Source organism: Micromonospora sp. KC606 (assembly GCF_004348675.1).
Taxonomy (GTDB): domain Bacteria; phylum Actinomycetota; class Actinomycetes; order Mycobacteriales; family Micromonosporaceae; genus Micromonospora.
Genome location: NZ_SMKN01000088.1, coordinates 1 through 22,579 on the forward strand (window position 1 = coordinate 1; position 22,579 = coordinate 22,579).

The 22,579-nt window shown below is 73.2% G+C and carries 17 protein-coding genes; 5 read left to right on the top strand and 12 right to left on the bottom strand.

The features are described from left to right. From E1193_RS17725 to E1193_RS33815, 6 genes are all read right to left on the bottom strand, one after another. Positions 1-442: cellulose-binding domain-containing protein (locus E1193_RS17725; RefSeq protein WP_207922749.1), on the bottom strand; the 442-nt coding region annotated here is incomplete at its 3' end. A gap of 297 nt (positions 443-739) precedes the next feature. Further along, complete coding sequence (locus E1193_RS17730) at positions 740-1,675, bottom strand: sulfite exporter TauE/SafE family protein (RefSeq protein ID WP_132184322.1); 936 nt, start codon at positions 1,673-1,675, stop codon at positions 740-742. Between the two features lie 172 nt (positions 1,676-1,847). Further along, on the bottom strand, positions 1,848-2,318 hold the full coding sequence (locus E1193_RS17735) for an Rrf2 family transcriptional regulator (protein ID WP_132184307.1): 471 nt from the start codon (positions 2,316-2,318) through the stop codon (positions 1,848-1,850). A gap of 57 nt (positions 2,319-2,375) precedes the next feature. Then, positions 2,376-3,260 carry an acyl-CoA thioesterase II gene (locus tag E1193_RS17740; protein ID WP_132184308.1) on the bottom strand — a complete coding sequence of 295 codons (885 nt, stop codon included), beginning with the start codon at positions 3,258-3,260 and terminating at the stop codon, positions 2,376-2,378. 10 nt (positions 3,261-3,270) lie between these two features. Next, complete coding sequence (gene pyk / locus E1193_RS17745) at positions 3,271-4,719, bottom strand: pyruvate kinase (RefSeq protein WP_132184309.1); 1,449 nt, start codon at positions 4,717-4,719, stop codon at positions 3,271-3,273. Positions 4,720-4,954: 235 nt separating this feature from the next. Next, positions 4,955-5,320 carry a YciI family protein gene (locus E1193_RS33815; RefSeq protein WP_132184310.1) on the bottom strand — a complete coding sequence of 122 codons (366 nt, stop codon included), beginning with the start codon at positions 5,318-5,320 and terminating at the stop codon, positions 4,955-4,957. A 313-nt stretch (positions 5,321-5,633) separates the two neighbouring features. On the opposite strand from E1193_RS33815, the gene E1193_RS17755 reads away from it, so the two are divergent. Beyond that, positions 5,634-6,506, top strand: coding sequence for an aldo/keto reductase (locus E1193_RS17755; protein WP_132184311.1), 873 nt, complete (start codon positions 5,634-5,636; stop codon positions 6,504-6,506). Positions 6,507-6,602: 96 nt separating this feature from the next. On the opposite strand, the gene E1193_RS17760 is transcribed toward E1193_RS17755, so the two are convergent. Continuing rightward, complete coding sequence (locus tag E1193_RS17760; RefSeq protein ID WP_132184312.1) at positions 6,603-7,040, bottom strand: VOC family protein; 438 nt, start codon at positions 7,038-7,040, stop codon at positions 6,603-6,605. 161 nt (positions 7,041-7,201) lie between these two features. Between E1193_RS17760 and E1193_RS17765 the strand changes: the two genes are divergently transcribed. Further along, positions 7,202-8,179 carry a YafY family protein gene (locus tag E1193_RS17765; RefSeq protein WP_132184313.1) on the top strand — a complete coding sequence of 326 codons (978 nt, stop codon included), beginning with the start codon at positions 7,202-7,204 and terminating at the stop codon, positions 8,177-8,179. Between the two features lie 161 nt (positions 8,180-8,340). Then, the gene (locus E1193_RS17770) at positions 8,341-8,703 is read left to right on the top strand and encodes a hypothetical protein (protein WP_132184314.1); all 363 of its coding nucleotides are present in this window, start codon (positions 8,341-8,343) and stop codon (positions 8,701-8,703) included. Between the two features lie 65 nt (positions 8,704-8,768). Here the strand turns inward: E1193_RS17770 and E1193_RS17775 are convergent, their stop codons facing one another. From E1193_RS17775 to E1193_RS17785, 3 genes are all read right to left on the bottom strand, one after another. Beyond that, a complete protein-coding gene (locus E1193_RS17775; RefSeq protein ID WP_132184315.1) occupies positions 8,769-9,560 on the bottom strand; it encodes an alpha/beta fold hydrolase in 792 nt (263 codons plus the stop codon). Positions 9,561-10,022: 462 nt separating this feature from the next. Further along, positions 10,023-10,670, bottom strand: a complete 648-nt coding sequence (locus E1193_RS17780) for a hypothetical protein (RefSeq protein WP_132184316.1) — start codon at positions 10,668-10,670, stop codon at positions 10,023-10,025. After that, on the bottom strand, positions 10,671-13,241 hold the full coding sequence (locus E1193_RS17785; protein WP_132184317.1) for an FtsK/SpoIIIE domain-containing protein: 2,571 nt from the start codon (positions 13,239-13,241) through the stop codon (positions 10,671-10,673). A 252-nt stretch (positions 13,242-13,493) separates the two neighbouring features. Between E1193_RS17785 and E1193_RS17790 the strand changes: the two genes are divergently transcribed. Next, complete coding sequence (locus E1193_RS17790) at positions 13,494-15,032, top strand: M1 family metallopeptidase (protein WP_132184318.1); 1,539 nt, start codon at positions 13,494-13,496, stop codon at positions 15,030-15,032. Positions 15,033-15,398: 366 nt separating this feature from the next. On the opposite strand, the gene E1193_RS17795 is transcribed toward E1193_RS17790, so the two are convergent. After that, the gene (locus E1193_RS17795; protein WP_132184319.1) at positions 15,399-16,907 is read right to left on the bottom strand and encodes a glutamate synthase subunit beta; all 1,509 of its coding nucleotides are present in this window, start codon (positions 16,905-16,907) and stop codon (positions 15,399-15,401) included. Then, entirely contained in the window at positions 16,900-21,588 is a 4,689-nt protein-coding gene (gene gltB / locus E1193_RS17800; protein ID WP_132184320.1) for a glutamate synthase large subunit, read from the bottom strand. The genes E1193_RS17795 and gltB overlap by 8 nt, the downstream gene beginning before the upstream one ends. A 146-nt stretch (positions 21,589-21,734) precedes the next feature. Between gltB and E1193_RS17805 the strand changes: the two genes are divergently transcribed. Beyond that, the gene (locus E1193_RS17805; protein WP_132184321.1) at positions 21,735-22,577 is read left to right on the top strand and encodes a GNAT family N-acetyltransferase; all 843 of its coding nucleotides are present in this window, start codon (positions 21,735-21,737) and stop codon (positions 22,575-22,577) included. Positions 22,578-22,579 lie beyond the last annotated feature (2 nt).

A 22,579-nucleotide genomic window follows, 5' to 3' on the forward strand; every position in this document is an offset into this window, starting at 1 on the left:
GCGGCGGGGTGGTCGGGTCGGCCGTCCCGGTGCAGGTCGTGCCGTTCAGCGCGAAACTGTCCGGAACGGGGTTGCTGCTGTTGTTCCACGAGCCGTTGAAGCCGAAGTTGGCGGCGCCGTTCGTATCGATCCTGGCGTTGTAGCCGGCGTCGCGGGCGGTGACCTCGGCGCCGGACTGGGTGACGGTGGCGTTCCACGCCTGGCTGACCCGCTGCCCGGCGGTGTACGACCAGGTCAGCGCCCAGCCGTTCACCGGGTCGCCGAGGTTGGTGATGGTGACGTCGGCGCCGAAGCCGCCGCCCCACTGGTTGGTGATGCGGTAGTCGACTCGGCAGCCGGTGGCGGCGGCCGAGGCGGTCACGGCGGTCAGGACGCCGGTGACGAGGGTGGTGGCCGTGACCGCGGCGAACAGCGCGGCCCGGCGGGAGGGGATGGGATGCACGGCGTGCCTCCGATGGAGGGGGCGCGCGGCGTCGTCGACCCCACCGGCCTGCCCGGGACCGGCGGAAAGGCGGTACGCCGCACTGACGGTGATGGCAGTGGCACGTATCGTATTGATACATATAACTATGGCTCCGCGCACCGCCGATGCTAGGACACCGCTTTCCCGCTGCACAACCACCCACCCGCAATCGCCTGAAGCCCGCCCGGGTCCATCGGACCAGGGAAGCACCGTGAGCCTTGTGCAGCGCTCACGGATCTGCCACCAGGGGCCTGCAGCACCGCGCCGGCGAGCGGGTCAGTGGTCGGCGGCGGCCAGCCGTGCCTCGGTCTCACTCCCGGCCTCGGCCGGGGTGGCGTCGGCGGTGGCGCGGGCCTGGCGGGTCCGGCGCAGCGCCCGCACCGCGAAGACCAGGGCGACCACCCAACCGGCGGCGAGTAGGGCGTAGACCGCCGGGGTGAGCGCCGGATCGACGTCGCCTGCGCGCAGCAGGGTACGGGCGTTGGTCAGCACGATCACGCCGCCGATGGCGGCGCCGAGCAGCTGCGCCGGGACGATGCGGACCAGCCAGGCGGCGATCGGAGCGGCGATCAGGCCGCCGACCAGCAGCGCGGCGACGGTGGGTAGCAGGAACCCCTGACTGCCCAGGCCGATCAGGAAGCCGATGCTGGCGGCGGCGGCGACGACGAACTCGGCGGTGTCGACGGAGCCGATCACCTTGCGCGGGGCGAGGCGGCCGGAGACCAGCAGCGCGGGGGTGGCCACCGGCCCCCATCCGCCGCCGCCGGTGGCGTCGACGAAGCCGGCGACCAGGCCGAGCGGGGCGAGGAACCGGCCGCGCAGCCCGCCGGCTCCGGCGCGGGGTCGCAGCGGCCGGGCGAAGCGGACCAACAGGTACGCGCCGAGGGCGAAGAGAATGCCGGCCATCCACGGGGCGGCGGACTCGGTGGAGATGGCGCTGAGGAAGGTCGCCCCGGCGAAGGCGCCGAGCGCGCCGGGGACGGCGATGCGGGTCACCACCCGCCAGTCGACGTTGCCGAAGCGCCAGTGGGCGACGCCCGCCGCGAGGGTGGTGCCGACCTCGGCCAGGTGCACGGAGGCGGAGGCGGCGGCCGGCGCGACCCCGACGAAGAGCAGCAGGGTCGACGAGGTCAGCCCGTACGCCATACCGAGCGCGCCGTCGACGAGCTGGGCGGCCAGCCCGACGAGTGCGAGGACCAGAAGCTTGCGCACGAGCCCCTCCAGGCTTTTCGGCATCTCCTATCAACTTGGTCGACAATGCGGTACCGGAGGTCCAGCGGTCAACCCCCGTGTCGCTGCGTGGGACGCGACGCGACCCACAGGAACACGGCGTCCAGCCAGGCACGGCCCGACAGAACGGGCGGCTCACGGAGGAAAGGGGGGGTCAGCTCCAGGCGCGCGGGTCGGCTGCCAGCTCGTTGATCCGCCCCGGCAGCTTCCCGGCGGCCACGTCGGCGAGGCTCACCTGCTCCAGGATCTCCCGCTCGCTGGCCCGCAGGGCGATCCAGACATCCTGCAACGCCTGGGCCGCGCCGTGGTAGCCCAACTCCTCCGGGCGCTGCCCGCGTACGTGGGCGAGGGGCCCGTCGATCACCCGGATGACCTCGGCCAGGGAGATCTCCGCCGCCGGCCGGGCAAGCCAGTAGCCGCCCTCCGGGCCACGCTGGGCATGCACGATGCCGCCGCGACGCAACTGGAGCAGGATGCTCTCAAGGAACTTCGGCGGGATCTCCTGGGCGCGGGCGATCTGCTCGGCGGTAACCGGCCGGGCCCGCCCGGCGTTCGCGCCGTCGGCGACCGCCGCGAGCTCGGCGGACGCGCGGAGAGCGTAGTCGACCCGGGCGGAGAGGCGCATGACGGCAAGGTTAGTCGGCGACCCGGCAGGGCAGCCGGTCGGCCCTCGCCCGCGCGATCACCGGCCGACGCGGCGCAGCAGACCCTCCTGCACGGCGCTGGCGATGTGCCGGCCGTCGATCGTGAACATCCGGCCGGTGGCCAGCCCACGGGCTCCCGAAGCTGACGGGCTCCAGCAGTCGTAGAGGAACCACTCGTCGGCCCGGAACGGCCGATGGAACCACAGCGCGTGGTCCAGGCTCGCGCCGACCACTCCCCCGGGCCCCCACACCTCGCCGTGTACTGAGAGCACCGAATCCAGCAGGGTCAGGTCGGAGGCGTACGTCAGGGCGCACGCGTGCAGCAGCGGATCGTCGGGCAGCTTGCCGTCGATGCGCATCCAGACCCGCTGGTGCGGTTCGGCGGGCCGGTCGCCGGGGCGTACCCAACCGGGCTCCCCCACGTACCGGACGTCGATCGGACGGGGGATCCGCGCCCAGATGCCGAGCCGCTCCGGGTAACGGTAGAGCCGGTCGGACATGGTGGGTACCTGATCCGGGCCCGGCACGTCGGCCGGGACGGGCGCGTAGTGGTCCAGCCCCTCCTCCTGCCGCTGGAACGACGCCGACATGAAGAAGATCGGCTTGTCGTGCTGCAGCGCCACCGACCGGCGCACCGAGAACGACCGCCCGTCGCGGACGTTCTCCACCTGGTACTCGATCGGCTCGGCGGGGTCGCCGGGGCGGACGAAGTAGCCGTGCAGCGAGTGCACGACGCGTTCCGAATCGACGGTACGCCCGGCGGCGACCAGAGCCTGACCGGCGACCTGGCCGCCGTACACCCGCTGCGGACCTTCCGGCGGACTCATCCCCCGGAAGGTCATCTCGCCGGTGTGGTCGAGGTCGAGAACCTCCAGGAGCTGGTCGACCGCGGCCTGTCCGGTCACCGCCGAACCTTCGGTCACTGTGCCACGCTCACTGAAGCGCCCGGGCGGAGGCGGCGTCGACCAGCGAACCGAGCTGGTGCACCCGCAGGGTGTTGGTGGAGCCCGGGGTGCCGGGCGGGCTACCCGCCACGATCACCACGTACTCGCCCGGGTTGGCCCGGTTGAGGCCGAGCAGGGCCTGGTCGACCTGGCGGAACATGTCGTCGGTGTGCTCGACGAACGGCATCAGGAAGGTCTCCACGCCCCAGCAGAGGGCGAGCTGGTTGCGCACCTCGGGAACCGGTGTGAAGGCCAGCAGCGGCAGGTCGCAGTGCAGCCGGGAGAGCCGCTTGACGGTGTCGCCGGTCTGCGAGAACGCGACCAGCGCCTTGGCGCCGATGGCCCGGGCGATCGAGGAGGCCGCGACAGTGAGCGCGCCGCCGTGCGTACGCGGGTCGTGCTGAAGCCGGGGCACCCCGATGGAGCCGGCCTCGGTGGTGGCGACGATCTTCGCCATGGTGCTGACGGTCAACACCGGATACTTGCCGACGCTGGTCTCGCCGGAGAGCATCACCGCGTCCGCGCCGTCGAGCACCGCGTTGGCCACGTCGGAGGCCTCCGCCCGGGTCGGACGGGAATTCTCGATCATGGAGTCGAGCATCTGGGTGGCGACGATGACCGGCTTGGCGTTCTCCCGGCACAGCTGCACGGCACGCTTCTGCACCAGCGGCACCTGGTCCAGCGGGAGCTCCACGCCCAGATCGCCGCGGGCGACCATGACGCCGTCGAAGGCGAGCACGATCGCCTCCAGCTGGTCCACCGCCTCGGGCTTCTCCACCTTGGCCAGCACCGGGCGGTAGACGCCCTCCTCCGCCATGATCGCGTGGACGAGCTTGATGTCCTCCGCCGAGCGGACGAAGGAGAGCGCGATCATGTCGACCCCGAGGCCGAGCGCGAAGCACAGGTCCGCGGCGTCCTTCTCGGACAGGGCCGGCACGCTGACCGCGACGTTGGGCAGCGAGACGCCCTTGTTGTTGGAGACCGGCCCGCCCTCGGTGACCAGGCAGCGGATGTCGTTCCCGGTGACGTCGCTGACCTCGACGGCCACCCGACCGTCGTCGATCAGCAGCCGGTCGCCCGGCCTCACCTCCTGCGGCAGCTTGCGGTAGGTGCAGGAGACCCGGTCCCGGGTGCCGAGGATGTCGTCGCCGGTGATCACCACCGAGTCGCCGGTGCGCCACTCGTGCGGGCCGTCGGCGAACCGACCGAGGCGGATCTTCGGGCCCTGCAGGTCGGCCAGGACGGCGACGGGACGGCCGGCCGCGTCGGCCGCCTCGCGCACCAGGCGGTACACCGCCTCGTGGTCCTCGTGGCTGCCGTGGCTGAAGTTGAGCCGGGCCACGTTCATGCCCGCCTCGACGAGCCCCCGGATCCGCTCCGGAGACGAGGTGGCGGGGCCAAGAGTGCAGACGATCTTCGCGCGGCGTGTCACGCCCATCAGGCTAGTCTCTCCTCCGGATCGACCTGCGGGCCGACCCCTTGCGGACTGTGGAACGGTTGTCGAACGACGCGCGACCGGGTGGGTGGGCCGGCGGGACGCGGGCCGCACCGGAGGACGTCGTGAGCGGCGGGCGTCGGCGACCGCGCGCCGGGAATCGTACCGCCCGCCGGGAACCGGCGGCTTACCCGGGGAAACCCCGGCGGCGCCGGGCGTCGCCCGGTCCCGCTCCGGCTCAGTTCTCCGTCTTGGCCAGCGGGAACTGCATCGAGCCGGCCGGGCAGAGGAAGGTCAGCACGTCCACCTGGTAGAGCCCGGCCTGCACGGCCGGGTCGGCCTCCATCACACTGCGTACGTCGTCCACCGAGCCGGTGCGGGCCAGGCCGATGCCGATGGGCGGCGCCGGCTCCCGGGCCGGCCCGTCGATCGACCCGGCGACCAGGACCAGCCCCCGCCGCTGCAACGCCTGCATGTGCGCGAAGTGCTCGGCCTGTAGCCGCTGCACGGTCTCCCGGGGCAGGGCCGGCCCGGCCGGACCCGGATAGAGCACGATGCACTCGTACGTGTCCAGCGCGAAGTCCAGCTGCGGCGTACCCGTCATGGCGCTCCCTCCCGCGCTGCCGGCGTGGCGCACCCGCCGGCCCCCGACTCGGCCCAGCGTCCCACGACCGGGCCGGCCGCAGCGGGTGGTTGCGGCACTTGACCCCGGCCGCGCCCGGTCGCCGACCGGCTTGGCCCTTGGGCGGTCCCGCCGCCGTGACGGCGCCGTCGGATACCGGACGGTCCGGGACGGCGGCGTCGGCGGTGTCCCCGCACACAGTCGGCCCTGAGGGCGTTGCGGGCGGCGACCGCAGGGAAACTGACCAACCGGTGGCCAGATTGGCCGCTGACGGCGAACATCAGGAGGACGGTCCATGGCGACCAGCGCAAGCACCCCGCCCGCGAAGGCCTCGGGGACCTACCGGATCGGCGGGGACCTGCGGGTCGACCGCCTCGGGTACGGGGCCATGCAGCTCACCGGGCCGGGCGTCTGGGGTGAGCCGAAGGACCCGGCCGAGGCGGTACGGGTGCTGCGCCGGGCGTACGAGCTGGGCGTCACGTTCATCGACACCGCCGACTCGTACGGCCCGTTCGTCTCCGAGATGCTGATCAGGCAGGCGCTGCACCCGTACGCCGACGACCTGGTCATCGCGACCAAGGCCGGCCTGACCCGCTCCGGCCCGGGCGACTGGCGGCCGGTCGGCCGCCCGGAGTACCTGCGCCAGCAGTGCGAGCTGAGCCTGCGTCACCTGGGGTTGGAGACGATCCCGCTGTACCAGCTGCACCGCGTCGACGAGCAGGTGCCGCTGGCCGACCAGCTCGGCGAGCTGGCGCTGCTCAGGCAGGAGGGCAAGATCCGGCACATCGGGTTGTCCGAGGTGACCGTCGCCCAGATCGAGGCGGCCCGGAAGATCGCCCCGATCGTCTCGGTGCAGAACCTGTACAACCTGGCGGACCGTAGCGCCGAGGACGTCCTGGCGTACTGCGAGCGCAACGACCTGGCGTTCATTCCCTGGTTCCCGATCGCCACCGGCAACCTGGCCAGGCCGGGCGGCCCGCTGGACGCCCTGTCCGCCGCGCACGGCACGACGCCCGCGCAGCTCGCGCTGGCGTGGCTGTTGCGCCGATCGCCGGTCATGCTGCCGATTCCGGGTACGTCCAGCGTGGCCCACCTGGAGGAGAACGTCGCCGCGGCCGAGGTGCGGCTCACCGACGCGGAGTACGAGTCCCTGTCACAGGCCGTCTGACGGCACGCGGGCCGGCGTCGGGGACACGGTAGACGGTCGTGAGGCGCTCGCCCCGGGTGCTCCGACGGGTCGATGTCGCCGGCCCCGCGCGGCTGATCAGTCGAGGCAGAACTCGTTGCCCTCGGGGTCGGCCATCACGACGTGACCGGCGCCGAGCGGGGGTGCCGGCTCGTGGCGCCTGAGCCGAGTGGCGCCGTGGGAGACGAGCCGCTCTGCCTCCGCCTCCAGGGCCGCCATCCGCGCCTCACCCTCCAGCCCGGGGGCGGCCCGCACATCGAGGTGCACACGGTTCTTGGCCTGCTTGCCTTCCGGCACCCGCTGGAAGAACAGCCGTGGCCCGGTGCCGTCGGGGTCGACCACCGCCGAGGCGTCGTTGCGACTCTCGGGCGGCACGCCCATCGCCTCCAGAGCCTGCTCCCACGACGCGAAGCCCCCGGGCGGGTCCGGAAACCGGTAACCGAGGGCCTCGGCCCAGAATGCCGCCAACCCGGCCGGGTCGGCGCAGTCGAAAGTGATCTGTACGTCGCGGGCCATCTCAGCTCTCCTCCCGTCGGGCCTGCTGGTGATTGGGCCGGTACAGGTCGCGCCAGCCGAGTTGCTCGCGCGGTGTTGGGTTCCAGTTCTGGTCGGTCATGGCGCCAGCCTTCCCCGGATAGCGGACAGGATCGTTCCGTGATCCGTGGAACGATGAGCGCGTGACCGTCGAGGGGACGACCGAGCGGGTGCTGCGGTTGCTGGGATTGCTGCAACGCCGGCCCTCCTGGACGGCCGTCGAACTCGCCGCCGAGCTGGGGGTCACCGACCGCTCGGTGCGCCGCGACGTGGAACGGCTGCGGGCGCTCGGCTACCCTGTGCAGGCCACCTCGGGCGTCGGCGGCGGCTACCAGCTCGGCGCGGGCACCCGGCTGCCGCCGCTGCTCCTCGACAACGAGGAGGCGATCGCGGCGGCGGTGTCCCTGCGGATGGCGTCGGGAGGCACGGTCGCCGGGGCGAGCGAGGCGGCGCTGCGGGCGCTGGCGAAGCTCGACCAGGTGATGCCGCCCCGGCTGCGCGCCGAGGTGCGGGCGGTGCACGGTGCCACCGAGACCCTGGTCGGCCCGAGGGACGAGATCGACGCGGAGCTGCTGGTGACGCTGGCGCGGGCCTGCCGCGACGCCGTGCGGGTGCGGTTCCGGTACGCCGGCCACGACGGCGGGGAGCGCGAGCGGACGGTCGAGCCGGTGCGGATGGTCACCACCGGCCGCCGCTGGTACCTGATGGCCTGGGACCTGGAGCGCGACGACTGGCGCACGTTCCGGCTGGACCGGATGCGCGAGGTGGTGGCGACAAGCTGGCGTTTCCGGGCGAGGGACCATCCGGACCCGGTCGCGTACGTGCAGCGGTCCGTGACCGAGGCGCCGTACCGGTACCTGGCACGGGTGCGGTTGCACGCCCGGCCGGAACGGGTGCGGGAGCTGGTACCGCCCCAGGTGGGGCGCGTCGAGGACGACCGGGACGGCTGGTGCGTGCTCGGGGTCGGCGGAGACGACCTGGGCTGGCTCGCCCTGCACGTGGCCCGGTTGGGTTTCGAGGCGGAGGTGCTGGAGCCTCCGGAGCTACGGGAGGCCGCCGCCGAGCTCGCCCATCGCCTCACCACAATGGCCCGATCCGCGCCCCCCACCCCTGACCGTTGACCGTGGGGTTGGCGGCAATGTCGACCGCGCAGCTCTCAGACCCTTCCCATACGGTTTATGCGCCTTGCGTCGCTGATGCGCACCGGGGCTCCACCCACCGGCACACAACGGTAATGATCTATCGCATGAACTGGGTACGCAGAAGCGCCACGATAGTGGCGATGACCGCAGTCGCCGTGGTCGGCACCGGCACGCAGGCTTTCGCATCACGCAACGTCGGCTGGTTCTACACCAGCAACGGCCGGGACGCGGTGTTCTTCGACGCCGACCTCGCCGGACATCCGGGCTACGAGAAGATCACCGTCTGTGACAACACCACCGACGGCATGGGGACCCGGGCAGTCATCCGCAACCAGAACAACCTCGACGACGAGGTCCTGATCTCGGACCCGTCGAACAACGGCCGCTGCGAGTCGTTCCAGTGGGACATGTGGCCCGAGGAGACCCCGCTCAACATCTGGGTCTTCAACTACAAGGGGACGAAGGCCTACAACCTGGAGATCACCAACAGCGGAGTCGCCTGATCAGCGGCAGGAGTGGGGCCGACGCACTCGTCCACGTCGCCCCACTGCTGCCGGAAGCCCGCAAGTCAGAGGGCGTGGCAGTGGGGGTTGACGGGGCGGTCGGTGAGGACCTGGCGGACCACCGTGTAGGTGGTGCCGTCGAGGACCAGGCCCAGGTGGCCGACGACCCGCAGCGGGCAGAAGCCCTGGATCAGCACGTTGGCGGCGCCGTCGGCCAGTTCCGCGTTGTCGACCGGACGCACCAGCTCGTCCTGCCGGGTGCGGATCGTGTGCCAGCGGACCGCGCCCGGGGTGTCGTCGCCGCCGTTCAGGCTGGCGAGGAAGTCCGAGCCGATCGCCATCTGCTGACAGGCCAGCACGCCGGCGCAGTTGCCCAGCCCGACCACGTTCAGGATGTTCGCGACGTACGTGCCCTGCTGCGGGCTGCCCAGACTGACGTATCGGCCGACGGCGTCGACGCCGCCGAGGAACTTCACGTACCAGCGGGAGACCAAACCGCCCTCGGAGTGGGCGACGATGTCGACCCGGGCGGCTCCGGTACGGGCCCGCACCTGGTCGACGAACCCCCGCAACGCCCGGGCGGACTCCCGGATGTCACCGAAACCAAGGCCGGGAAGCTGGTAGATCGAGACGCGGAAGCCGTCGGCGCGCAGCCGCGCGGCGATCGGCCCGTACGCGATGCCGACGCCCATCAGGCCACCGACGACGATGACGGGATTGGCGGCGGCGGTGAACAACTCGTCGGAGGCGGCGGCCGGAGCGGCGGAGGAGCGGCCGGGGACGGCATGCACGGCGGTGGCGGGGACGAGAAGCGCGGCGACGACGACGGTGGCCGCGAGGATCGTTCGGGGCAGCATGGCCACACCTCCGGTGGAGGTACCCCGGGAGCCGGGGACGGGTGGATGAGGTCCGATCGATCGTGGGATCGATGATGGCCGCATTGATCCGTAACCGTCAATGAAAAGTTACGGGCCGGTAACGTGAAGTCGCCCCAGGAGCACAAAGCGCTCTATCGGACGTGACGCACGATTCCCGGCCCCGGTCGGCGTCCTCACGTACGCGGAAGAGATCATGGCCAGCCGCACCGGGTGACCGGTGGTCGCACGCTGAGGAATGACCGCCGGATGGAAGCCATGCCGTCCCGACTGTCGGTCGTAACCCTGGGCGTGCGTGACATGGGCATAGTGCGCTCGTTCTACCGTTCGCTCGGTTGGCCGGAGTTGGCCGTCAGCGACGAGACCTGGTCGGCGTTCCTGCTCGGCGGCGTTCTGCTCGCGCTCTATCCGCTGCCAGCACTCGCGGCCGAGGCGCGCCTGGGCTCAGCGCAGGGCGCGGACCAGCAGGAGGCTGGCGCAGTAGGCGATGGGGACAAGGGCGACGCAGATGACGAAGCCGAGCGGGACGAAACGCGGCGGTTCGACGGTGGCCAGGGCGGGACGGCCCCACCGGCCGAGGATGAACCAGCCGGCGACGAAGGAGAGCACCGGCAGGCCGGCGCAGATCCACGCGCCGAGGGTGAAGCCGCTGACCAGCCCCACCCCGGAGGCGACCACCAGCACCAGCATCAGCAGCACCCCGGCGGCGGCGCAGGCGACGTAGACGGCGACCGCCCGGGCCGCCGGTGACCAGGTGGGCAGCAGTCCCGGCCGCTGGGCGAGCGCCTCCACGTACCCGGTCCGCCGGTCGACCTCGTCGGCCAGGGCACGCGCCTCGTCCAGTACGGCTGCCGGGTCGGCGTCGGCGGGCTCGACGGGAGCGGCGCCGGCGGGCACGCCGGGGGGTGTCGCGATCGCCTGGCCGAGCTGGTCGAGGCGCTGCCCCTGCACGGCGAGCCGCTGAGCGAGCTGCTCGACGCCCGCGTGCAGCCGGCGACGCCGTTCGATCTCGGCGGCGACGCCACGCTCCCCGGCGCGTACCTGGGCGGAGAGCTGGCGGACGGCGGCGGCGTACTCCTCGAAGGTGGGCACTCAGTGCTCCTCGGCGTCGGGACGGTGCCCCGGACGGACGAACGGCACGATCAGCGCGGTCCGCTGGGCGTGCCGGTCCACCAACAACGCCCGGTCGGGTCGCGGGGTGTACGCCAGGTCGGTGACCCCGAGGAACAGGCCGAGGTCGGCGGCGGGCACGTTGAGCGCCACGAGGCAGGCCACGTCGTCGCGGTTCTGCGAACCGCCCAGGTCGTCACCGAGCCGGCGCAGGCCGCGCCACCAGCCGAGCAGGTGCGTGCCCTGGCCGGGGCCCTGGCGCAACAGCGTCCGCAGGTCGTCGTGGCCACAGCGGAAGGTGCCCGGGTCGGTCCGGCCCAGGGCGCCGGCCGCCGCGTCCATCCCGAACACCACGAGGTACGTGCGGTCGCGCGGCCCGGGGTCGGCGGCCAGCGCGCCGACGCGCCGCCGCAGCTCCGTGGCGTCGACCACGGTGACCGGGTGCCCGGCCGCCTTGATCCCGGCGATCGTCTCCTCGGCCAGCGCGTCGGCGGCCTCGACCAGCGGAGCGAGAACGAACTCCGCCTCCCCGGGGGCGTGCTGACGGGCCACGCCCAACGCGGCGGCGCGCAACACGTGAGCCCCGGTGGCCGAGGTGCCGACCACCGCGAGGTGCCGGCCGGGGGTGGCGTCCAGGGCGAACCGGGCGGGGCTTGCGTCCACGTCGACCGTCCGGCCGACCGGGACGAACGGCCGGCCCGCCCCGGGGCGCGGCGCGGCGGCGGACGGGTCGTCCTCCAGGTGCGCCGGCTCGTCGCCCCGGAAGACCGCCGGTGGGCGGGAGCCCTCCGGCGCGGCGTCCCACAGTTCGTAGCGCAGCCGGGCGATCTGCCGGGCATCGGCGTGCGCGTCGGGGAAGCGGACCAGCCGGTCCGCGCCGGGCGCACCGGCGGCGGTGTTCACCACGGCGGTGCCGGCCCCGGTCGCGGCGAGCGGCGTCGGTCGCACCCCGAGCACCGCCTCCCCGCCGGGCAGCGCCACCCGGAGCGCGAACTGCCCGAACAGGGCGTCGGCGCGGCCGTAGAGCGCCTCGACACCGGCCGTGCTCTGGCTGGCCAGCACCAGGTGCACCCCGTACGAGCGGCCCTTGCGGGCCAGTTCCTCCAGCAGGTCGACGGCCTCCCGGGCCAGCCGGTCGTTGCCGGCCAGCAGCACGTGGAACTCGTCGATGACGGCCACCACGCGCGGTGTCGCCGCGTCGGCGGGCAGGTCGGCGAGCTTGCCGACCCCGTGGCGTTTGAGCAGGTCGGCGCGGCGGCCCAGGTCACGGCGGAGTTCGCGGAGCACGGCCAGGCCGTACCCGCGGTCGGACTCGACGCCGACGGCCCGGGCGTGCGGCAGGAAGGACGGGTCGCGTGCGGTGGGCACGAACTCGGTGAAGCTGACGCCCTCCTTGAGGTCGAGCAGCCAGAGCTGGAGTTCGGCCGGGGCGTACCGGGCGGCGAGGCCGTAGAGGACGTCGACCAGGAACACCGTCTTGCCGGCGCCGGTGCGCCCGCCGACCAGCCAGTGCGGGGTCGCGTCGTCGAAGGCGAGGGTGACGGGCTCCCGACCGGCACGCCCGACGACCGTGCGCAGCCCGGCCCGCGCCGACTCCGTCCACCGCTGCGCGGGCAGCAGGTCCGCGACGTGCAGCGCCGCGTCGGCCCGCACGGCCACGTCCAGTCGCCCGGCGAGCGCACGTACGGCCTGCGCCGGCGGGTCGGGGTCGAGCAGCACCGGTACGGCCAGCCCGGCGCCGTCGTCTCCGTACGGGTTCCCGGGCGGGTCGCCGACCCAGGCGTACCGTTCGTCGAGCCGGACCACGGTGGTGGCGCCCAGCGGCGGCGGCCCGGGCACGGTGGTGGCGCCCAGCGGCGGCGTCGCCCCGGGCGCGGTGGCCGGGTACCCGGCGAGCAGCACGCAGACCGCCGCGGCCGGGCCGGCGTGGGTGAGCGCGGCGAGCCGGGCCAACTCCCGGGGGCCGGGGGTGGAGGCAGCCACCACCAGCAGCAGCTCGTGGTCGGCACGGTCGGCCTGCTGGGCGGCGCGGGCGTGCGACTCGGCGGCGTCGAGCAGCGCGCCGATCTCCACCTCGGTGGTGGCGGTCGTGCCGAGGACGCCGGCGTCGCGCAGCGAACGCAGCGGTAGGAAGGTGGCGCCCAGCGCGGCGGGGTCGATGCCGACCACCCGGACCGTGCCGGGAATGGTGGTGGCGAGCAGGCGCAGCACCAGCACCCGCAGCAGCACCGCCACCCGCGGGTCGCGGGCGTCGGCGTTGACGGCGAGGTGCCGGCCGGCGCCCAGCGGCAGCAGCAGCGGGAAACGGCCGTCGGCGGTGGATGCCTCACCGATGCGGACCGGCGCGGGAGCGTCGGCCAGCCGGGAGTTCTGGACCCCGGGAGCGGTCAGGGCGTCGGCGAGACGGCCGAGCCGGGCGACGAGCTCGACGGTTCGCTCCGGCACGGGTCGGTCGGCCAGCCGGTCGCGCAGGGCGCGGGCCTGTGCCCAACGTTCCCGGGCCTGCCGCTGCGCCGCGACCGCCTGCCCGTACGCCGACGCGAGCCTGCCCACCCTCTGCTCCCCCACCACGTGCCGTCCGGTCCTCGGAAACCCTAGTGGAGCCGACCCGGCGACGCACCAGCCAACCGTCGGCCGGGATGCCGCCCGACCAGGCACCCCGCCCGCCGGTTCCGGCTCCTCGGCCCCCAGATGCCGTCCCGGTCGGTTCTCGGGAGACACGCCCGCCGGCCGACCAGGCCCCCGCGTTCACAAACATCGACTACGTTGATCGCGCGAACATCCCCGACGGAGGGAGTCCCTTTCGTGCGACGCGTTCTCACGGCGGCCATCGCCGCCCTGACCGTCACGACCGCCGGCACCGTGGTGACCGGCACCCCCGGCCAGGCAGCCGACCGACCCGGTCGGAGCCGGCAGATCCCGGTCGCCGCACCCGCGCCCGGCAGCCCCGGCCTGGGTGACAGCTACTTCCCGACCTACGGCAACGGCGGGTACGACGTCGACCACTACGACGTCCGCCTGCGCTACGACCCGGCCAGTGACCGGCTCACCGGCACCACCACCATCCTGGCGAGGGCCACCCAGGACCTGTCCCGGTTCAACCTGGACTTCCTGCTCGACGTGGAGTCCGTCCGGGTGAACGGCTGGGCGGCCCGGTTCGCCCGGGAGGGCAGTCACGAGTTGGCGGTCACCGCGCCACGCGGAATCACCCGGGGCCAGGCCCTCACCATCGTGGTGACGTACGCCGGCGTGCCGTCGGAAACCCTGCTGGACGGCTACACCGGCTGGACCCGCACCGCTGACGGCGCGCTGGCCGTCAACGAGCCGGAGTCGGCCTGGTGGTGGTTCCCGGCCAACGACCACCCGCTGGACAAGGCCACCTTCGACATCTCGGTGTCGGTGCCCGCCGGTGTCGAGGTGGTCAGCAACGGGGTGCAGCCGCGCCCCGCGCTCGCCGAACCCGGCAACCGGGTCCGGTGGAGCTGGCGCACCACCACGCCGACCGCCACCTACCTGGCGTTCCTCGCCATCGGCCAGTACGACCTGGTCGCCGACACCGCGCCGAACGGGCAACCGGTGGTCAACGCGTACAGCACCACGCTGGGCGAACTCGCGCCGGCCGCCCGGGCCAGCATCGAGCGCACCGCCGAGATCGTCGACTGGGCCAGCGGAGTCTTCGGGCCGTACCCGTTCGAGGCCCAGGGCGGGCTGGCCGGACCGGTCGACGGCATCGGCTTCGCGCTGGAGACACAGACCCGGCCGGTGTACGGCCCGGGCTTCTGGCGACGCGGATCCAACCCGTACGTGGTGGTGCACGAGCAGGCGCACCAGTGGTTCGGCAACTCGGTGTCGGTGGCGCAGTGGCGCGACATCTGGCTGAACGAGGGCCTCGCCACGTACGCCGAGTGGCTGTGGTCCGAGGAGCAGGGCGAGGGTACCGCCCAGGAGCTGTTCGACTTCACCTACGCCGCATACCCGGAGAACTCCGGCTTCTGGCAGGTGCTCCCGGGTGATCCGGGCGCCGACCGCATCTTCCACGACGCGGTCTACGACCGGGGCGCGATGGCGGTGCACCAGCTGCGGCTCGCCGTCGGCGACGAGGCGTTCTTCGCGCTGCTGCCCGCGTGGACCGCCGCCCACCGGCACGGCAACGCCACGGTCGCGCAGTTCCACGCGTCGGCCGAGCGGATCTCCGGCCTGGACCTGGACGACCTCTTCACCACCTGGCTGTTCACCGCCGGTCGCCCGGCTCTGCCGACCGCCGCCGCTCGCGCGGCGCTCGCCCCGCACCAGCCGAAGTCGTGGGCGAAGATCCGCGAGGCGCACCAGGTGCGGCAACGCTGACCCACGGACGGTTGGCTGTCCGCCCGAACTCCGGGCGGCGAGGCCTCAGGGCCGGACACCCTCACCACGCTGAGGTACTTGAGTGCAGGTGTGGTTCGGAAGGGACGCCGGGCCACCCGCGGCGAGGATGCCGGAACGACGACGGCGTCCGCGTCGGTGACGGGTGGTCGGGCGGACCGTCCGGCCGCCGGAACGACCGGCGGGCCACCAGCGGCTGATCCGAATATGAGTTCGGGTTCTGTAGCGCCCAGCCGACCTGTTCCCACGGGGCGGCCCGGCCCGACGGGAGCCCGGCCGGCCGCGGAAGACACCGACGGCCCGGTCGCAGGCGGTGCTCCGCCTGCGACCGGGCCGTCGGCGACCGCGTCAGCGTGCGGCGAGCGGCTGCCGGCCCGGATCCACCGGAGCCGGCAACTCGCCGACCCCGCCCAGGTAGGTGTGGATGGCCGCGGCGGCGGCCCGGCCCTCGGCGATCGCCCAGACGATCAGCGACGCGCCCCGGTGCATGTCGCCGGCGACGAAGACGCCGTCGGCGTCGGTCTGCCAGTCCGGCCGCGCGTCCACCGCGCCGCGCGCGTTGCGGGCCACCCCGAACTGCGCCAGCAGCGGCTGCTTCTCGGTGCCCTCGAAGCCGATCGCCAGCAACACCAGGTCGGCGGGGAGCTCTCGCTCCGAGCCGGGCAGCGCGGTGACGATCCGCCGGCCGTCCCGCTTCTCCACGGTGACCTCGGCGATCCGCACCCCCTTCACCTGGCCGGTGCCGTCGTCGACGAACTCCTGCACCGCCACGGCGAAGACCCGCTCGCCGCCCTCCTCGTGCGCCGGGTAGCTGCGCAGCACCCATGGCCAGGTCGGCCACGGGTCACGGGCGGCGTCCCGGCTGTGCGGCGGCTCGGGGTAGAGGTCGAGCTGGTGCACCCCGGCCGCGCCCTGCCGGTGGGCCACGCCCAGGCAGTCCGCCGCGGTGTCACCACCGCCGATGATCACCACGTGTTTGCCGGCCGCGTCGATCGGCGTGCCGTCGGGTAGCACCGCGAGGGCCGGCTTGCCCTCGCCCGCCGCGGCGACCACCCGGTTCGCGGCCACCAGGTGCGTCATCGCCTGGTGCACGCCACGCAGCGCCCGCCCCGGCGTCTCCGGAGTGTCCCGGCCCTGCAACGCGCCGCAGGCCAGCAGCACCGCGTCGTGCTCGGCGCGCAACTGCTCGGCGGTCACGTCGACGCCGACGTTCACTCCGGTGCGGAACCGCACGCCCTCGGCGGCCAGCTGGGCCAGCCGGGCGTCGATGTGCCGCTTCTCCAGCTTGAAGTCCGGAATGCCGTACCGGAGCAGGCCGCCGATCGCGTCGTCGCGCTCGTACACGGTGACGGCGTGGCCGGCGCGGGCGAGCTGCTGCGCGGCGGCGAGCCCGGCGGGGCCGGAGCCGACCACGGCGACCGACCGGCCGGTCGGCGGCGCCACCGGCTGGGGCAGCAGCCCGCCCCGGGCGGCCGCCGCGTCGGCGATCTCCACCTCGACCTGCTTGATGGTGACCGGCTGCTGACCGCCGAGGCCGAGCACGCACGCCGCCTCGCACGGGGCTGGGCAGAGCCGGCCGGTGAACTCCGGGAAGTTGTTGGTGGCGTGCAGCGACTCCACCGCCGCGTCCCAGTTGCTGGTGCGGACCAGGTCGTTCCAGTCCGGAATGCGGTTGCCCAGCGGGCAGCCGTCGTGACAGAACGGGATGCCGCAGTCCATGCACCGGGTGGCCTGCTCGCGGATCAGCTCCTCACCGGCGGGCGGGTACACCTCCCGCCAGTCCGTGATCCGCACCGGCACCGGGCGTCGGGCCGGCAGCCGCCGGTCGTAGCGCAGGAAACCGTTCGGGTCAGGCACGAGCCACCTCCTGGACCGCCACCCGCGCGGCGGGCGGCACCGGCGCGGCCAGCGCAGACATGACCGCGTCGTCGACGTCACGGCCGGCGGCTTCGGCGGCCTTCATGATCTCCACCACCCGGCGGTAGTCCCGGGGGACGACCGCCGTGAACTCCTCGGCCGCCTCCGGCCAGCGCTTGAGCAGCTCCGCGCCGACGGCCGAGTCGGTCTCCGCCACGTGCCGCTGCACCAGGTCGTGCAGCAGCTCGCGCTCCTCGTCGCGCAGCGGCGTCAGATCGACCAACTCGGCGTTGACCCGGCTGGTGTCCAACCGCCACACGTACGCGGTGCCGCCCGACATGCCGGCGGCGAAGTTGCGCCCGGTCTCGCCGAGCACCACCACGGTGCCGCCGGTCATGTACTCGCAGCCGTGGTCGCCGACCCCCTCGACGACCGCCACCGCGCCGGAGTTGCGCACGGCGAACCGCTCCCCCACCCGGCCGCGCAGGAACAACTCGCCGCCGGTGGCCCCGTACAGGATGGTGTTGCCGGCGACGATCTGGTCCTCGGCCCGCTGCCCGGCCGGGGCGTCGGAGTCGGCGAACGGCGCGGCGGCGTCCGGCCGGACGACGACCCGCCCGCCGGAGAGGCCCTTGCCGACGTAGTCGTTGGCGTCGCCGTGCAGCCGCAGGGTCACCCCGCGCGGCAGGAACGCGCCGAAGGACTGCCCGGCGGTGCCGCGCAGCACGAACTCGATGGTGCCGTCGGCCAGGCCGGCGCCGCCGAACCGGCGGGTGACCTCGCCACCGAGCATCGCGCCGACGCTGCGGTGCTCGTTGCGCACCGCCACCTCGACCCGCACCGGCGTGCCGTCGCGCAGCGCCGGCTGCGCCAACGCGATCAGCTCGTTGTCCAGCGCCAGCTCCAGGCCGTGGTCCTGGGCGCGTACACCACGCCGCGCGGCGCCCGCCGGCAGCTCCGGCAGGTGCAGTACGCGCGACAGGTCCAGCCCGTGGGCCTTCCAGTGGTCGACCGCCGGGGCGATGTCGAGCAGCTCGGTGTGCCCGATCGCCGCCTCGATGCTGCGGAAGCCCAACTCGGCCAGGTAGCCACGGACCTCCTCGGCGAGGAAGAGGAAGAAGTTCTCCACGAACTCCGGCTTGCCGGTGAAGCGCTCGCGCAGCACCGGGTTCTGGGTGGCGATGCCGACCGGGCAGGTGTCCAGGTGGCAGACCCGCATCATCACGCACCCCTCGACGATCAGCGGGGCGGTGGCGAAGCCGAACTCCTCGGCGCCGAGCAGCGCCGCGACGAGCACGTCCCGGCCGGTCTTGAGCTGGCCGTCGACCTGCACGGTGACCCGGTCGCGCAGCTTGTTCAACAGCAGCGTCTGCTGCGCCTCGGCCAGGCCCAGCTCCCAGGGGGTGCCGGCGTGCTTGAGTGAATTCAGTGGGGACGCGCCGGTGCCGCCGTCGTGGCCCGAGATGAGGATGACGTCGGCCTTGAGCTTGGCCACGCCCGCCGCGACGGTGCCCACCCCGGTCTCGCTGACCAGCTTCACGTGCACCCGGGCGGCCGGGTTGACGCACTTGAGGTCGTGCACCAGCTGGGCGAGGTCCTCGATGGAGTAGATGTCGTGGTGCGGCGGCGGGGAGATCAGGCCGACGCCCGGGGTGGCGTGCCGGGTCCGGGCGATCCACGGCCAGACCTTGTTGCCGGGCAGCTGGCCGCCCTCGCCGGGCTTGGCGCCCTGGGCCATCTTGATCTGGAGGTCGTCGGCGTTGACGAGGTATTCGCTGGTCACGCCGAACCGACCGCTGGCGATCTGCTTGACCGAGGAACGGCGGGTCGGGTCGTACAGCCGCTCGACGTCCTCGCCGCCCTCGCCGGTGTTGGACTTGCCGCCGAGGCGGTTCATCGCGATGGCGAGGGTCTCGTGCGCCTCGGCGGAGATCGAGCCGTACGACATGGCACCGGTGGCGAACCGCTTGACGATCTCGCTGGCCGGCTCGACCTCCTCGATCGGCACCGCCGGGCGGACCCCGGTGCGCAGGGTGAACAGGCCGCGCAGCGAGCCGGCCTGCGCGGCCAACTCGTCGACCTTCGCGGTGTACTGCCGGAAGACGTCGTACTGGCGGCTGCGGGTGGCGTGCTGGAGCAGGAAGACCGTCTCCGGGTTGAACAGGTGCAGCTCGCCTTCGCGGCGCCACTGGTACTCGCCGCCGACCTCCAGCCGGTCGGACGTCCGCACGCCCGGCGCCGGCCAGGCCAGCGAGTGCCGGGCGGCCACCTCGGCGTGGATCTCGTTGAGCCCGATGCCGCCGATGCTGCTCGGGGTGCCCCGGAAATACCGGTCGACCAGGCGGGTGTCCAGGCCGACCGCCTCGAAGACCTGCGCGCCGCAGTACGACGACACCGTCGAGATGCCCATCTTGGACATGATCTTCAGTACGCCCTTGCCGAGCGCCCTGACGTAGTTGCGGATCGCTCTCGCCGCCATCTCCGATGGCGGCTCGTCAGGCTTCGCCGGGGCCACTCCGGTCAATACTCCGGTGGAGATCATGTCCTCCACCGACTCGAAGGCGAGGTACGGGTTGACCGCCGCGGCGCCGTACCCGATGAGCACGGCCGCGTGGTGCACCTCCCGGCAGTCGCCGGTCTCGACGATCAGCGCCACCTGGGTGCGCGTCTGCTCGCGCACGAGGTGCTGGTGCACGGCGGCGGTGAGCAACAGCGACGGGATCGGCGCGAGGTCGGCGTTGGAGTCCCGGTCGGACAGGACCAGGATCCGCACGCCGTCCTCGATCGCCTCGGAGACGTGCCGGCAGATCTCGGTCAGCCGGGCCTTGATGCCGGCGCCGCCGTCCCGGATCCGGTACAGCCCGGAGACCCGCACCGCCTTGAAGCCGGGCAGGTCGCCGTCCTCGTCGATGTTGAGGATCTTGGCCAGCTCGTCGTTGTCGATCACCGGGTACGGCAGCACGATCTGCCGGCAGCTCGCCGCGCCGGGATCGAGCAGGTTGCCCTCGGGGCCGATGGTGGACGCCAGGCTGGTCACCAGCTCCTCCCGGATGGCGTCCAGCGGCGGGTTGGTGACCTGGGCGAAGAGCTGGTGGAAGTAGTCGTAGAGCAGCCGAGGCTTGGTCGACAACGGCGAGATCGGGGTGTCGGTGCCCATCGAGCCGATCGGCTCGGCGCCGCTGCGGGCCATCGGGGCGAGCAGGATCTTCAGCTCCTCCTCGGAGTAGCCGAAGGTCTGCTGGCGGCGGCGTACCGAGTCGTGGGTGTAGACGACATGCTCGCGCGGCGGCAGGTCGCCCAGCTCGATCAGGCCGGCGTGCAGCCACTCGGCGTACGGCTCGGCGGCGGCGAGCTCCGTCTTGATCTCGTCGTCGGAGACGATCCGCCCGTTGACCGTGTCGACCAGGAACATCTTGCCCGGCTGGAGGCGGCCCTTGGCGACCACGGTGGCCGGGTCGAGGTCCAGTACGCCCGCCTCGCTGCCCAGCACGACCAGGCCGTCGGCGGTGCGCCACCAGCGGCCCGGGCGCAGCCCGTTGCGGTCCAGCACCGCGCCGACGACCTCGCCGTCGGTGAAGGCGACCGAGGCGGGGCCGTCCCACGGCTCCATCAGGCTGGCGTGGAAGCGGTAGAAGGCCCGCTTGTCCGGGCGCATGCCCGGGTCGTTCTCCCACGCCTCGGGGATCATCATCAACACCGCGTGCGGCAGGCTCCGCCCGGCCAGGTGCAGCAGCTCCAGGACCTCGTCGAAGTTCGCCGAGTCGGAGGCGCCCGGGGTGCAGACCGGGAAGATCCGCCGGATGTTGCCGGGGAGGTGCGGGCTGCGCAGCATCGACTCTCGCGCCTGCATCCAGTTCCGGTTGCCGCGAATCGTGTTGATCTCACCGTTGTGGGCGATGTACCGGTACGGGTGGGCCAGCGGCCAGGACGGGAAGGTGTTGGTGGAGAACCGGGAGTGCACCAGCGCGATGGCGCTGTCCATCCGCTCGTCGGTCAGCTCCGGGAAGTACTCCGGCAACTGGTCGGGGGTGAGCATGCCCTTCCAGGTCATGGTCCGCGACGACAGCGAGGGGAAGTACACCGGCACGCCCCGCTCGGCGGTCTCCCGCTCGGCCTGCTTGCGAACGCAGAAGGCCGCCCGGTCCAGGTCGAGACCGGTCAGCGGGGTGCCGGCCGGACCGGCCGGGGTGTCGGTGAGCCGGTGTGCGGCGAGGAAGAGCTGCCGGATACGGGGCATCGCCGCGAGGGCGGTCTCGCCCAGGCCGCTGGGGTCGGTCGGCACATCCCGCCAGCCGAGCACCTCGGCCCCCTCGACCAGGGCGTACTTCTCGACCACCTGCCGGGCGCGCGCCTCGACGGCGTCGTCGTCGGGCAGGAAGACCAGCCCGGTGGCGTACTGGCCGGCCGGCGGGAGCGGGAACTCCACCACCGCGCGCAGGAAGGCGTCCGGAACCTGGATCAGGATCCCCGCGCCGTCACCCGTGTTGTGCTCCGCGCCCCGCGCGCCCCGGTGGTCCAGGCGGCAGAGCGCACCGAGGCCGCCTGCCACCACCGCGTGGGAGCGCCGGCCGTGCAGATCCGCGACGAAGGCCACGCCACACGCGTCGTGCTCGTTCGCCGGGTCGTAGAGACCGGTCGGGGACGGGGCCGACTGCGGGCTGTGAGGGTACGGAAAGGCCACCGGGCCTCCTGTCGTCACTCAGGTTGGATCATGGTCGGGACGACGTCGGCCCTCAGCGGTCTATTGAGTCTACGTTAGGGCGGCCCTCGCAAGGCCAGTGCGGATTGATCACACCTTCCAGAGTCTGGGACGTGTAGTCTCGCGCGGTGGATGCCACCCAGCGCGACCTGTTCGTCCGGTTGGAACGGTTCTACGACGCGGTGCCCAGAGACGCCGCCCGTGGCGAGGAACACGGCGGTCTGGTGCTCTTCGTCCGCGAAGGCGCCGGCTGGCCGTTCTATGCCCGGCCCCGCCTCGACGCCGCCGCACCGCCGTCGCTGGCCGACGTGGCCACCGTCCGGGAACGGCAGCGCGAGCTGGGCCTGCCCGAGGCCCTCGAATGGGTGCACGAAAACACCCCGGACCTGCTCGCGGTCGCCCGCGCGGCCGGGCTGAAGGTCCTGGAGGCACCGCTGATGGTGCTCGACCCGGCCGCCCTGCCCGACCCGGGCACGCTCACCGACGTACCGGTGCGGCTGCTGGACCCCGACGCGCCCGGCTTCGCCGCCGACGTGGCTGCCCGGCGCGCGGTGGCGACGGTCGGTTTCAGCGCCGCCGGCACCGCCCGGGACGAGGCCGGGCCGGCCGCGCGGGACGCGGTCACGCCCGGCCTCGACGTGAGCGCGCTCGACGAGGAACGGGACCGGATCGCCGACGGCCGACGGCTGTCGGCGCTGGCCTGGACGCCCGAGCAGGGAGCCCTCGCCAGCGGGATGGCGATGCGGGTCGGCGATGTGGCCGAGATCGCCGGGGTGGCCACCCTGCCGGCCGCCCGCCGCCGGGGTTTGGGCGCGGCGGTCACCGCCGTCCTCGCCCGCGCACTGCTCGCCGCCGGCACCGACCTGGTCTTCCTCTCCGCAGGTAGTGAGGAGATCGCCCGGGTCTATCTGCGGGTCGGCTTCCGCCGCGTCGGCACCGCCTGTATCGCCGAACCCACCGCCCTCATCTGACC